9 protein-coding genes are annotated in these 14,073 nt (G+C 58.8%); 3 read left to right on the top strand and 6 right to left on the bottom strand.

All coding sequences use genetic code 11. From position 1 onward, the window contains the following. Window positions 1-9 precede the first annotated feature (9 nt). Both QRN04_RS00965 and cspE read right to left on the bottom strand, forming a co-directional pair. A complete protein-coding gene (locus tag QRN04_RS00965) occupies window positions 10-2,577 on the bottom strand; it encodes a helix-turn-helix transcriptional regulator (RefSeq protein ID WP_284974273.1) in 2,568 nt (855 codons plus the stop codon). A 402-nt stretch (window positions 2,578-2,979) separates the two neighbouring features. Continuing rightward, window positions 2,980-3,183: a transcription antiterminator/RNA stability regulator CspE gene (cspE, locus tag QRN04_RS00960; RefSeq protein ID WP_284974272.1), complete on the bottom strand. Its 204-nt coding sequence runs from the start codon at window positions 3,181-3,183 to the stop codon at window positions 2,980-2,982. Window positions 3,184-3,496: 313 nt separating this feature from the next. Between cspE and QRN04_RS00955 the strand changes: the two genes are divergently transcribed. Then, the gene (locus QRN04_RS00955; RefSeq protein WP_284974271.1) at window positions 3,497-3,862 is read left to right on the top strand and encodes a TfoX/Sxy family protein; all 366 of its coding nucleotides are present in this window, start codon (window positions 3,497-3,499) and stop codon (window positions 3,860-3,862) included. Window positions 3,863-3,996: 134 nt separating this feature from the next. Here the strand turns inward: QRN04_RS00955 and QRN04_RS00950 are convergent, their stop codons facing one another. The 4 genes from QRN04_RS00950 to QRN04_RS00935 form a co-directional block, all read right to left on the bottom strand. Beyond that, window positions 3,997-4,623, bottom strand: a complete 627-nt coding sequence (locus tag QRN04_RS00950; RefSeq protein WP_284974270.1) for a dihydrofolate reductase family protein — start codon at window positions 4,621-4,623, stop codon at window positions 3,997-3,999. Between the two features lie 287 nt (window positions 4,624-4,910). After that, complete coding sequence (locus QRN04_RS00945) at window positions 4,911-6,143, bottom strand: McrC family protein (RefSeq protein WP_284974269.1); 1,233 nt, start codon at window positions 6,141-6,143, stop codon at window positions 4,911-4,913. Further along, window positions 6,143-9,097 (bottom strand): McrB family protein, encoded by a 2,955-nt coding sequence (locus QRN04_RS00940; RefSeq protein WP_284974268.1) that lies wholly within the window; start codon window positions 9,095-9,097, stop codon window positions 6,143-6,145. The genes QRN04_RS00945 and QRN04_RS00940 overlap by 1 nt, the downstream gene beginning before the upstream one ends. A 463-nt stretch (window positions 9,098-9,560) precedes the next feature. Beyond that, a complete protein-coding gene (locus tag QRN04_RS00935; RefSeq protein WP_284974267.1) occupies window positions 9,561-12,716 on the bottom strand; it encodes a DEAD/DEAH box helicase in 3,156 nt (1,051 codons plus the stop codon). Between the two features lie 468 nt (window positions 12,717-13,184). On the opposite strand from QRN04_RS00935, the gene QRN04_RS00930 reads away from it, so the two are divergent. Next, window positions 13,185-13,517 (top strand): ArsR/SmtB family transcription factor, encoded by a 333-nt coding sequence (locus QRN04_RS00930; RefSeq protein ID WP_284974266.1) that lies wholly within the window; start codon window positions 13,185-13,187, stop codon window positions 13,515-13,517. Continuing rightward, window positions 13,510-13,917, top strand: coding sequence for an SRPBCC family protein (locus QRN04_RS00925; RefSeq protein WP_284974265.1), 408 nt, complete (start codon window positions 13,510-13,512; stop codon window positions 13,915-13,917). Before QRN04_RS00930 ends, QRN04_RS00925 begins: the two co-directional genes overlap by 8 nt. Window positions 13,918-14,073 lie beyond the last annotated feature (156 nt).

Here is a 14,073-nt window from a genome sequence, read left to right as displayed (position 1 = left end):
TATCCCGTCTTACCGTGGCGGTAGCGAATTCCCGACCAGCATGAAGAGACTGCTACGGGATGTCGCACCGGTCTTCCTCAGGGCGTTTGAAATGTGGTTCTCCACCGTTCTCGCACTAATTCCCAGGTGCTCGCCAATCTCGACATTCGTTCGATGCCCCGCCAAGATGGCCACCTCAATTTCGCGTTCGGTCAGAGGCGTTGAGCGGAAGGAATTGAAAGAGAGCTGCTCATTTGCTGAGGGGAAGCGTGCGGCGAACATCGACGAAGCCTGCGCCATCGCATCGGCGGCGGCGGAATCGCCGTCGATCACGTGGCGTCTCAATGCACCTCGGAGGAGCATGCCCACCTGGTAGGTGTCGCCGTCGGGTTGGTAGTGCTTCAGGAGGAGTCCAAGGAGCTGATGATCTCCCTCCACCACGGCCCCGGCGATCGCCAAGAGTTGATCGTGAACGGTGACACCGCTCCCGCGAAGGGCTTTCTGCAAAAGGTCCAGGACGGGCCTGCCCGGGCACAGGCACGTGCACAGAAGCGCGGTCATCACCGCTTCGAGGACGTAACCGCTCTTGAGTTGACGCTTGACGAGCGCGGCAGCTTTGCGGTCAAACGTCGCAGGGTGGGCGCTGTTGTGGGCGATCAGCTGATACGCGCCTTTACCAATACCCGGCAAGGGTCCGACGTCGGCAACTTCTGTCCGAGCCTGGGCGGCAATGGAGAGCGCAGGCGGAAGGGCGGTGGTGGTGTGGCGCAGACCTGCAAGCCGCAGCATCGCGTCGTACAGGGAGTCGACCACGAAGCCCGGACGGCCCATGGCAAAGACGCTGCTCATCAGGTACTCGGCTTCCTCGAAGTGACCGCGATAGAGGAGCCCGTGTACGGCGACATAGCTGCTGGTGATCACACCGAATTGGTCCAGTTTCCTTTTGGCCTCGGCGCGCCAATCCAGCGCAAACACCAGCGATTCCTCAATCCGGCCCGCGGCGAATAGTGCGAAGCCGCGGATGAACGGACGCAATTGGGGAAAGGCGTCGTCCTCATCATCGCCGTCCACGGATTGCAACGCAGCGGCTGGCTGAAAGCGGTACAACTCCAGGAGCCCGCGCACCAGATCGGTCATTCCCGACGACGGCGACGGGCCAGCGTTCGGGTCGATGCTCGGAGGGTTGGCCTGTGCAGGCAGCCGGCCGTGGGAGGCACTGATAAAAGTTATAGCGTTTTCAACTTCCTCCGCCTGTTGGGGGTTCTCTTCGGCAAAGGATCTGAGGAGGGCGACGGTCGCCGCCGGTCCTTCCCCTCTATGGATGGCAAGCATGGCCCTGGTGATAGTGATGAAAAGAAGATCAGCGGGATCGCCGCCTGTGGTGGCTGTTTCCGCGCACACACGGGCTGCCCTCGTAACGTTGACGGGGGCGCCCCAATAGACCCGAAGCAACGCCGCCGCGTTGGAGGCTGTCTTGTTGGATTCCCAGCGTTCGAAACGGAGGCGTTCCTTGGCAGCGTTGTGCTCGTGGATATGGCGGGCGGTGATGGCGTCGTCGTCACCCTTTTCCATACGTAAGGAGGAGAGCGCGCGAGGCAAGTTGTCCGACGTCGAGGTCTTGGAGTGGGCCGTCTGTGCTGGTGCTTCCAGTAGGCCGGCTATTTTGCTGCGCAGCAGGTGCCTGTCGCGGAGCATTTTCTCGCGGCGGAAGTAGTCGGCGATGACTGGAGGGCTGATGGCGGCGATGGTTCCGTTGTGTTGGTCGTCCAGAACCGACAGGAACTCGCGCCGCTCGAGGCTTTCTAGGACATCAGGTTGAACCACCCTCTGCAGGACGTCCACACGCGCGGTTCCAAGGATGGCCATGATGTGCAGGGCTTCGAATTCCTCGGGCGGCAGCTCCGCGAGCAGGGCCTCAAGCGTCCCGCTCAGGTGCTCGTTCCAGAGAGTCTCGGCAGCCATGTGCCATTGCCTGCCCTTCATGACCAGCAGCTCACTCAGTGAAGCGGTCTCGGCGATCCGGGCGATAAGGCGGGGATTGCCGGCAGACTTGGTGAGGATCCGGGCTGTCGTCTCGGCATCTGCGGGCGCACCGAGCACTTGGGCGAGGAGGGTGTTCACCTGTTCGTAGTGGAGCGGGTCCAATTGCAGGAGCGCCTCGCGGCCACTGTTGAGCACGGCAAGCTGTCCCCTGGAGTAGGCCAGCGTTTTGGGAGCCGTCGCAATCATGGGACAGTCGGACCTCCGCCTGACGGCTTCCAAAACCGCCAGTGATTCGTTGTCCACCAAATGGAGATCATCCACCACCAACACGTGTTTTCCGGCCTTTGCCAACTGGCTGGCCAAAACGTCCGCTATGTCGAAGACTCCCCCGCGGCCGGGACGCAGCTCTAGACCAAGGCCTTTGATGGCGGAGTACGGTAGGGCCCGGTGGGTGCGGAGTCCGGCGATGAAGTGAACATCGACGCCGGTCTTCTCCAAATTGGAGATCACGGTGCGCACCACTGTGCTCTTGCCACTGCCGGGCGCGCCCACAACCCGGACACCGATGCCGCGTGCAACAAAGTCCAGGATTCGTTGAACCTCTGAATCGAACACTCGGCCCAACCTTCTGTTTCTGGGGATCACCGGCATGCGGCTCACTTCGCAGACTAGAACGCGGCAACGGGACTAGGTGTTAAAACGGCCTTGCACAGGCCGAATATGGCTTCTCTAGGTGGTGATTTGGGCAAATCTAGGTGCTCGGAAGCGACGTCTAGGTGGTGGGCGCGCTTTTCATGTGGAGTGGACTCGGTGCTCGAGTTGTTCATCGCGGTCCCTTTGCCGTAGTGAGTGCTTTCTTCAACGCTACGGAGGGGCCGGGGTAAATTACATGGGTGTAATTCGCTATGTGGATATGTGTTCGATAGGTATATCAAGCACTAGAACATATCTTCTAATGGAGGGCAGACAAAAAACAGGACCGGTCAATGACCGATCCTGTTTTTAGCTATCCGAAGCTTAGAGAGCCTGGATGTTTACAGCCTGGGGACCCTTGGGGCCCTGCTCAACATCGAAGGAAACCTTCTGGTTCTCTTCGAGGGAGCGGTAGCCGCCCGAGTTGATAGCGGAGTAGTGAGCGAAAACGTCCTGGCTGCCATCTTCAGGAGAGATGAAGCCGAAGCCCTTTTCGGAGTTGAACCATTTCACGGTACCTGTAGCCATTTTTTCAGTCCTAACTGAAGGTGGAGATGATCCCGACTTTCGGGTCTCCGGTGTGGGGTGTTCTCCACCGTTACTTCAGAACATCGCAATCCGGAAGGACTGCGGGGACTGCCTGAACTACCAAATGCCAAACACAACAACAGTCTCAAGTGTACAGAGATTTAAGGAGATGGGAAGCGCCAGTCACACTTCTTCTCAAATTTATCCATTTGAGGGAACGCCACGAAGCCAACCGGTCCCCTACCTTGCGGCACCCCCACGCCGTATGCTGCAGGCAGACCGCACCGCCCACTACTCCGCGGAAAGGAGTTCCATGCAGATGCCCAAGCCGTCCGACGCCGACAAGGAACGCTTCAGGTCGGTGGTCCCGGATCATCCCGAGGTCGTCGTGAAACCGATGTTCGGCAACCTGGGTGCCTTCGTCAACGGCAACATGTTCGCAGGGCTGTTCGGCCCCACCATTGGCGTCCGACTCTCAGAAGAGGACAAGTCCGAGCTCGAGTCAGCACACACAACGCAGCCCTTCGGCCCCGAAGAACGTCCCATGGGCGGCTACGTCGGCCTCCCGGAAGAGTGGAACGACGACCCCTCGCAAGCGGAGCCTTGGGTGGCCAAAGCCTTCGCCCACATTGCCCAGATGCCGCCCAAAGAGCCGAAGCCTCGGGCAAGAAAGAAGTAAACGGGGGAAGCCGACTCGCACGAGTTACTGGTAGACCCGGTGGCGTGGAGCATTTCCCAGTCTTCTGAACGAAGTAGTAGTGCCTGATCACCACAAGGTCCGCTACAGACGTCCGGTCCGGCGTCGGCGGCTTTCTACCTTCCCGCCTGATCGGTCTCCGCCATGTCCCCTACCTTCGGCGTCCCCTCAACCAAGGCATAGCGCTGCATCACTGCCCCCTTTGGTGAAGCAATCACAGGCTCGATGAGTCGGAGGTTCGCCGGCACCACTCCATCGGCAAACACCTTCTTCCCGCGGCCCAACAGGATCGGGTAAACCCAAAGATTGAGCTGATCAAAGAGTCGCTCGGCGAACAGGGTCTGCACCAAGTCGAGGCTCCCGATAACGTGGATGTTCTCGTGCTTGCCGCGCAGCTCGTTCACCGCGGCCACCGTGTCCGGGCCCAGCTGCGTGGTCCCGGCCCAGTCCAGGGTCTGAGCCCCACGCGACGCAACATATTTGGGGATGCGGTTGAACAGTTCCGCGATTCTGCCAGTTTCGTGCGGCCAGTACGAAGCAAAGATGTCGTACGTTCGCCGCCCAAGCAGCAGCGCGTCCATACCTTCCATGCCGGCCTCGATCTGCTGGCCCACCACCTCATCGATGAGCGGCGCCTGCCAGCCACCAAACTGGAACCCGCTTTCGGTGTCCTCTTCAGGGCCGCCGGGCGCTTGAGCAACTCCGTCGAGCGTGGTGAACAGGTCAATGTGAATGAGTCCCATGTCGGGTTCCTTCCCTGCTGCCCGTCGTCACCCCGGCGACAGGATCACCTTGAGGCTCGCACAGGAACCACCTGGAGGCAACGGTCAGGGGACGCTCGACGACGGCGGGCGGGCGTCGGCGAAGACTTACCGAAAGTACAACAGGAATTCAACCCGCGCATGTCGAAAGCTCACGACGCCAAGAAATTACAGCTTACGCAGGGAGGCGTCGCAAGGTTAGGTACCCGAAAATCGTAAGGTTTCAGACAGAATTAAATTCGGCAGGAAGAATCACGCAGATCAACAATTCAGCGGTTAGCACCTGGCAAACTACTTGGAAATGCCGTCGTATAGGAGCGCTGCGCGAGCTCCTTCACTCGCTCTAAAAGCGATTCCGGATCCCGCGAAAGATCTAGCGGAAACTCCACCACGGACACCCCCGTATTCCGAATCCGGCGAAAGCGCGTTTCCCCGCGCCCCGCATACACCAACCAGGCACGCGACACCCCTAGGGCTGTACAGTACGCAAGCATCTGGTACTGATCAGCGTTGGGATAAGCGCCGTTTGCGGACGCTGCCTTGTACTTTGCATCGAAGATCATGTACGGCCGGCCGCTGACGAAGTGGACGACGTCCACAAACATCTGCACCCGCTCATTTGTCCGAAAACCAGGTTCCGCTTTATCCAAGTATGCTTCATATTGCCACTCTGTTAGCCCTGGATAAGCATCCAGCGCCTCCTTCAAAGCAGTGGCTACAAAGTCCTCAAACACCGTGGCCATATTCACGACGAAGGAGGCGACCATGCGATGGCCCACTCCAGACTCGGCGGACAGGCTGCGCAGAATGATCTCAGACAACCTCAGTGCCGGCACATAGTGGCTGTTGGTTCTGGATTCGGTCCAGGCCGGCAACACGGCCCCTTGGTTCAAAGCAGAAACACCCTCAAGCCTCGACTCCACGTGAGCGAGTCGTCCCACGAGGGCCTCAGGCAACCGAGGGACCCGCATCATCGTCCGAATCGCAGCCCGGAGAATCTGGTTCTCGACAACATCAGACGTGTGATCATCGTATGAAACTTCGAGGGGCAGGAGCAGTCCGGGGCGCCGGCTCATCTGGTCACCGACGCGGATTCGGCCCTTGACCGTCCGTAGCGCCTCTTCCACGGACACGTAACCATTCAACGGCCCACGTTCCAGTGCCCGCTCTGCGTGCCTCGCGAGCGATTCAGCCAAAGCAGCAAAGAGATCCTCGTCCTCAGCCCCGATTACATTGTCTGGACGAAAGCCTGGGTCAGCTGCATAACCCAGTAGAAATAGCAGCCTGCTCAGACCCACCTTTTCCTTGGGCTTCACGCGAACCAACAAGTCGTCGATCTGAACTGCCCCAACCCTCCCGACGGGCAATAGGGACCAGCCACCCCCTTGCGCAGGCACAACGGAAACTAAGCCGGTATCCCGCAGCGCGGCAGCCACCTCACGGTCCAGCTCGACTGGCTCCGAATAGCCCTGCAACTCATCGAGAACGATCTCGGCCGGCATCAGACGGCAGCTTCGTCGCCAAATTCCGACTTAGGCGGATGCGGCACGTCAGAGGTACGTCCGGAGTCCAGACGCGCCTTGCGCCGGATTGCCTCAAGACCAAATCGTTCCCGGATCTTTTCCCGACTCAGCCGCCCGAAGTACTGCTCCTCAAGCAATGGCAGCAGCTCATACTTCCAAATCTCGGCCAGACCTTGATCCGACTCGGCGTGGGGCTTCATGAAGTACGAGGGACCGATCATCAAATCCCGGTTCGTCGCCTCGATTTCGCCGTTCAACGCATTCAACAGTTCAGCTCGTAGGGCCGGTTTGCCGGACGTCTCCAAGAACCGCTCAAGCATTCCAGAGATCATGCCCTCCTGGGGATGTAGTTCCACGAATGCAAACCGGCGGCGAATGGCAGCGTCCACCATGGCAATGGACCGATCAGAAGTATTCATCGTGCCGATGATAAACAGATTCGGAGGCAAGACGAATGTCTGCTGCGGGTTGTACTGCAGGTTGATGCCTTGGTCGCGGTATTCCAAAAGGAAGTACAGCTCCCCAAAGATCTTCGCTAGGTTGCCACGGTTCATTTCGTCGATGATCAGGAAATAGGGCTTGTCGCGATTCCCGTCAAGCGACGCCTCGGCGGCGATTCGCCGTAAAGGGCCAGGTTCCAGACTAAAGCCGACATTGTCACCGTCGGACTTTACTGGACGGTACCCCTCGAAAAAATCCTCATAAGCGTACGACGGATGGAACTGCACCGTCTTGACATGGTCTCCGTGTTCATCACCTGCCAGGTAACGTGCGATTTTGCCTGCCAAGTATGTCTTTCCGGTACCGGGAGGTCCGTAAAACACGATTTGCTGCCTTGTCTGAAGCAGGCGAATAACTTCTTGGATATCGTCGCGTTGAACATACAGCTTGGTCGCGAGATCGGTGGTTGCCTCTGGCAGTTTGGGTACGACGGCAGGTTGCGATGCCGTCCGCTCCGATTTGGTGCTGCCCGCGACCGGTTCGGCTTCGAACCATGCAGTAATTGTTGAGAGACCATCGGTCAGGTCGACCACAATACCTTGCTCCTCCAACAGCCGCGGCAGAGGAGCCGGAAGGTCATCATTCGCGATGGGTTCCTTTCGCCAGGCAACCTGGCGCCGCAAACGGGACGTCTCGTCGTCGGCGTATTCCGCTTCGCCGATGATGACGCCTAGGTAAAGGTTGCTTTCGAATGCCGTCAGAACAAAGTCGTCCACCTTCATCTGACTCAGAAAACGAAAATACTCCAATGCTCGGACCCTACGCTCGGAGTAGTCGATGTGCTGATAGCCGTCGTGTACGGCCGCTTGAACTTCCTCATAGCTGGAACCCGGACTCGGCGTCCCCAAATGCTGGGCGCGAGTGGACACGAACTCGTCCGCTCGCCACCTGCTCGCCATCGCCACGCCCCCTTGATTCTGACGCACAAGCCAGGCCCGCTGACCTTGCAGTGCATGTCCGAGCCACTCAAACCTGTATGGCTCGTCATACCATTCGATCCGATGCCCGTCACGCTCCGCCATGGCAGCCTGAATATGCATTAGGTCCCGGGCAATTTCGAGGTCTGAATGTCCGCTCTCGCCACCAATTACGTGGGCGAATGCCTTGCGTATTCGAACGCGGTGCCCGCGACTGACGATAGGTTCGCTGTATGACGGCCATGCCAAGTATTCGACTGCGTACCGAATCGCCTGAACGTCTTCCCTTACTAATTGCGTAGTCCGCAGAAATTGCTCGGGGTCAACCAACAGCCCAAGGGGCTCCGCTACCCTTTCCCGAATCGTAATCACCAAACGTGCGAGCCACCCCAGATGCTTCCACTGATACATGTTGAAGCCTGTTCCTCCGTGAAAAGCTCCGGTGGAACTGAGTCCTTCGTCAATCTCGTCAGGCACGACTGCTTCAGTTTCAAGCCATGACAACACTCGGTTCACTCGTGCCCGGCGGGTAGAGCCTGTCAAGTTCGAGAGAGGCAGCGTTTGCAGTGCAACCAGTTCTGCTGCGAGCCGAATTACACCGTCAGCTGCACCGCTCAGTTGATGCTCCAGCTTGTCAAGAAATTTGCCCTCACCGATGTCAGGGGCATCAATAACCCGTCGGATGATCTCTTCGGCGTTTTCCACTGTCCATGTGGGCGCTCCACCACCAAACGGCGAAGGTAGCTGGAGCAAACCAGCATCGATGATGGCTCTAGCGGCCTTTTCAGTTGGCGGGAATGGGCCGAAGGGACGCTCGCTTGGAATCGACTCCTTGTCAACTTTGTCGCCCCGCCATACCCGGAACCCGTGGCGGTCAGGGGCAGCCCACTCGTCAGTGGGATCTACATTCATTACCGTCCACATCAATCCCTGCGCGTCTAGCCGGTCCCGGAGCTGGATTCCGTATTCAGGTGCCAGCCGGAGGATCTCGTCGAGCGCTTCCAGTAGAAGTTCGTACCGGCGAGCAGGATCTCCGTTGGCACCTCGATCATCCCACCCAACCAGTTTCAGAAACCTTTTGACTGCTTGTGCCCTGTAGGGCGGGAAGGTGTATGGATCCCGCCCCATCAGCAGCAGCGAAGCGAAACCTATGATGCCGCCGACGGAGAACTGCTCTTGGTTATATGGGCGAAGAGCAAGTGTGAATTCATCGATGCGCCGGGTATCCAAATCGCCTTCCCAGAGCAATGCGATCACTTGCCACAGGTCACCTGGCTTAGTCCGACCTAGGTCAACCAGCCGCATCATGAAGTACTGATTCATCAATCCGGATGACGAGATGTCCCGCCGAAGCACTTCGAACCATTCCGGATCCCGCTGTAAGAAAATTTCTCTGGTCCTCCTGAGCCTTTCGGACACAGTGAGCTTGTAGCTGTACTCGTCAGCGTCCAAGTCGACCGTCTTCGAGAATAGGGCAGCGAACTCCATGAACTGATGCCACTGGGGATCGGTCACGCTGCATCCGCCCTAGACTTCTCCAAAGATTCGAACTCCACACAGCGGGACATCCAGCAACCCCATTTTCTGTTCAGCCGACATGTTGTGAGGGTGGACCTGGGTCCCCAACAGACCGGAATCTTGCATTACCTACATATCTAGCACGACATATGCGCGAATCCGCAGACGACACAGGAGCGTCGCCAATGCGGCTGCTCAACCCGCACCTCACAACGACGCTGGTGGCGAGGTCAGGCTCCGTTGGCAGACTGCACACATCACAAACACGAGCGGACTTGGAACTCGCAATAGTCACTCCCAGAGCACTTCCCATGGCACTCGCGCGGGCAGCACAACAACTCGCAATGGAAAACCACCCGCTGACTTCGATCAAAAAAGTTCAGAGGGCGGGAGCCTGCCTAGAACATGTAGGCCCGCTTGCCTCGCCTGATCCGCGACCAAACGGTAGAGGTGAAGAACGTTAGCGCGCCACAGCTGCCGCTCCAGAAAAGACGTCAGCCGGCATCGGCCGATGCAGCCGCCACGTAATGGCGATCGGCTTCTCGCCCTTGTGTTCAACGTAATCAACCTGCCCAAGGCATGTGTACGGAACCGTCAAGCCTGTTTCATCGTCCGCAGTATCCCTGGTGAAAAGCAGGATCTGCGATCCGTTAGCCTTCCTATCCAAGTACCGCTTGCCCGTTGGGCTCATTGTCGAAGTCGCGTTTTGCGATTCCCAGTGAAACAACTCGGGGCTGATCGCATAGTCCTTGTACATCGTCGTCGCAGAGTGCTTGCGATCATCCTTATTCAAGGTGACGAAGAAGGCATCTGTTGCCGTCGCCTTGCACCACGCCACTCCCTCGCGGTGCTGCACGTTCCGGCCTTGTTCCAGCGACCCGTACTGAAGCGCAGCGAGAACTTCTTCGCGTCGATACGTTGCGTGCGACAGCAACGGGATGTGCTGCAGCCCAGCGCCGAGACCCTTGGCGGCGTGCTTGGACGCCGCCACGCCCAGGCGCACGATTTGTCTGATTTCACTGCACACGAACCCGTACGCGCGAAGGTGATCCAGGCCGTCGTCGTAGGTCGTGAAACCGCCGCCGTCGTCCCAAAGTGTGTAGAAGAGCATCCTTGCGAAGGTCTGCTCTCGCGGGCGCAGCTCTGCGTAGCGGGGCGCGTCCGCGGAAACGAGCATGGAATATGCCTCAGCGCGTTCCGGATCGTCGACGTGGATGAGGGCGGCCATCCGTCCGAGGAGCTTCTTCTCCTCAGCCTCAGAACGGTCGTAGTGGATGCCCTTGAGTACTGATTCGAGACCGGAGAATCCATCAATGAGTTGGGCTTGGCGAAGGTAGCCCGTCCAGGAGTCCCGGGTGGAGCGGTAGATAGTCTTGACGTCGTTACCCGATTCCTCCAGGTACTCAGCAAGCTCGGTTTTTCCATACGAGGCAATGTCTTTGGTCAATTGACTGCGGTTATAACGAAGCTGGGCTTTGACGTTGTCCAGAACGACCTTCTGTGCCACGCGGTCCAGCACGATTTGTGAGCCCGACGGGAGGTATGGGAATTCCTCCTCAACGGCCTTTTCGAGTTGCTTTCGTCCGTAGCCCGTAAGTGCTCTGTAGCGAAGATCAAAGCGGAACTCACGGCGCTGTTGTCCAATAAAGTCCAGCACCGTGAGTACAGCTTTGTCGTCTGCACGGCGAAGGCCGCGACCCAACTGCTGCAAGAAGATCGTGGCGCTCTGGGTCGGCCTCAACATGAGGATAGTGTCCACTTCCGGAATATCCAGGCCCTCGTTGAAGATGTCCACGGCGAAAATACAGTTGATTTCTCTGTTGCGCAGCTTGGTCAAAGCGTCCGCCCGTGCAGCCTCGCCGGTGCCGCCGTCGACCGCAACTGAGGCGATGCCGGCGTCGTTAAACACCCTCGACATGTAGTGCGCGTGCTGAACCGAGACACAGAAGCCAATGGCGCGCATGTGGTCGGTACCGACCACCTTGTCTCGAAGCTCGCGGATCACCTTTGCAGCACGCGCATCGTTGCCCGTATACAGCTGGTCAAGTTGAGCGGTGTCGTAATTGCCACGTTTCCACTCCACCCGACTCAAATCCACGTCATCCGAGACCCCGAAGTAGTGGAATGGGACCAGGAGATCGGCGTCCAGTGCGTCCCAAAGACGGAGTTCGCTGGCAGTCCGCCCGTCGAAGAACTCCTGGGCAACGTTTCCGCCGTCGCCGCGTTCCGGCGTTGCGGTTAGACCGAGAAGTTGCTGAGGTTGCAAGTGCTGAAGCAGTTGCCGATAGGTAGGCGCCAGCGCGTGGTGGAACTCATCGATGACGACGACAGCGAACTGGCTAGCCTCGAATTTTTCGACCCCGAGGGAGGCCAGAGACTGCACTGAAGCGAAGAGGTGCGTCCATTGCTGAGGCTTGTGGTCCCCGACGTACAGTTCACCAAAAGCCCCATCCTGGAGCACGTTTCTGTACGTGCGGAGAGATTGCTTCAGGATCTCCTGCCTATGAGCCACGAACAGCAAGGACAGGGGCCTCCCAGCTGCTTCGCAAAGCCGCTTGTAATCGAGCGCCGCTATGACGGTTTTTCCCGTGCCGGTCGCCGCCACGAGAAGGTTCTTGTTGAAGCCCTTCGATCTCTCCGCTTCAAGGTCTTCGAGCATTTCTTCCTGGTGGAGAAACGGTACGACTTCAAGCCCGGTGAGAGCGTTGGGCGCCGCCGTACGCTTTCCACCATTACGCTCCAAAGCAGCGTCGAGCTTCTCGCCGTCTCTGTCCGGGTCATAGCTTTGAAATGCGCGTTGCTCCCAATAGCTATCGAACGTGACCTCGAATTTCTTGAGTAGTTCCGGCGTGGCAATGGAGCTCAGGCGAACGTTCCACTCAAGGCCATCCAGCAGGGCAGCTTGACTCAGATTCGAGCTGCCTACATATGCAGTATCGAAGCCCGTTTCACGGCGAAAAAGCCAAGCTTTGGCGTGGAGCCTGGTAGCCAGAGTCTCGTAGCTGATCTTCACCTCAGCGCCGTATCGCCGGACGAGTTCATCGATAGCCCGGCGCTCCGTGGCACCCATATAGGTGGTGGTGATGACCCTGAACTTCACACCACGTTGATTCAACTGCTCAAGGGCCGGCTCGAGCAGCCGGAGGCCCGTCCAACGCACAAAAGCGCAAAGAAGGTCAACGGTATTGGCGGATTCAATCTCGCTTCGCAGCTCAGCTGCAAGGTTGGGGTCGTCCTTGCCGTTGGTGAGCAACGCTGAATCACTCAGTTTGGTTGTGGGCCGCCTAAGTTGGCGACGTTTCAAGGAATCCGCTCTGTGCAGCGAGAGAAGTTGACTCGGCCCTGGCGTGACTTCGTTGTCAGATTGGATCTGGGACAACAGCCTGTTGACAAGAGCGACGCGTTCGTCCGGTTTAGCCACGGATAATGCAGCCCTGACGACTTCCGCGACATGGCGGGACAGCACGTCCGGAGCATCATCATGTTCGACGGCGGCGACCGTAGCGTTGAGTTCCGGCACCAGAGCCAGCCTGGACTCAAGATCGGCCGTTTGCAGAAGTTCGTAAAGCCCTTCAGGTAGCGCTGCCCGGCCCGGTCCCCCATCGAATGTGTTCACAGCGCCAGGGTATTGGGTATGACTGACAGTGAGCAATTGGACGCTCAGCGCGGAACCAAACCTCAATTCCACGAGAATTACCCGCTGGCATCATTCCGTTTGTTCTGCCTCCGCAGATACCAGCCGTAAAAGCCGCAGGCCAGCAGAATTGCTCCTCCAACGCCTCGCCACCAAACAAACGGCTGCCAGGTTGCGAAGATGATGGCCATCGCGAAGAACATTACAACCTGCAACCGAGGTGGAACCTTTTTCAACTGCTATTCCTTACGTTTCGCCAAGTTCAGCCGACACGCCGGCTAGCCTGCCCCGCGTGGTGCCGTCTAGGGGCAGAAGTGGCTCGCCTAGGTGGTGAAACCAAGGAATCTAGGTGGCGAAAGCACCACAAATGAGTGGCGACCAACCCCATGTAGGTGCCAGCGACCCACCCCAAACTTGTCATTTCGGATTTTTCCGACATATCATCAACGCATGCCTTCCGACGTCTTCGGCGCCCTCGCGAACCCTTCGCGGCGCACCATCCTCGACAGCCTCCTCCAAGGGCCGCTGAGCGCTGGGGACCTCACGGGACGCCTCGAGCTCAGCCGCTCCTCCGCCTCGGAACACCTGACGGTCCTGAAAGAGGCGGGCCTGATCCGCGAGGAGCGGAAGGGGCGGCACAGGATCTACCACCTCCAGCCCGCTGGTCTGCAAGAGGTAAGCGGCTGGCTCAAGCACTACGAGCAGTACTGGAACCGGCGCCTCGACGCCCTAGCCGATCTACTAGACACCGACCCACAGAACAAGGAAAACCCCCATGACTGAAAACGCCATCCGCCTCGAACGCACTTTCCCGCACCCCAAAGAGTCAGTATGGGCGGCCCTGACGACGCCGCAACTCCTCGCCCGCTGGTGGACCCCCGGAGACATCGCACCCGTCGTCGGGCACCGCTTCACCTTGGACATGGGAGGCTGGGGCGTCCAGCAATGCGAGGTCCTCGCCGTCGAGCTCGGCACGTCCATCAGCTTCGCCTTCGCCGAAGGCGTCCTGGACACCACCATCACGTGGACGCTTGAAACGGTCGACGGCGGCACCACCCTTCACTTCGAGCACGCCGGCTTCCGCTTGGACACCCCCATGGGACAGCAGGCCCTCCATGGCATGGGCAACGGCTGGCCCGGCCTCATCGCCCGTATCGACCAAGTTCTGGTCAACGTCGGCTGACTCGTCGACACCACGGTGCCCGTCAACACCGCGGTGCTCGTGGACACCCTGGTTCCCCCACCACCTACGTGACCACTTTCGGCGTCGTGATTTCCGTTTCTTCCACCTAAATTTGGCCGAAACCGCCACCTAGACGAGTCATTTCACCACCTAAGC

Source organism: Arthrobacter sp. efr-133-TYG-104 (assembly GCF_030208915.1).
Lineage (GTDB): Bacteria > Actinomycetota > Actinomycetes > Actinomycetales > Micrococcaceae > Arthrobacter.
This window is presented reverse-complemented; position numbering and strand designations above follow the sequence as displayed.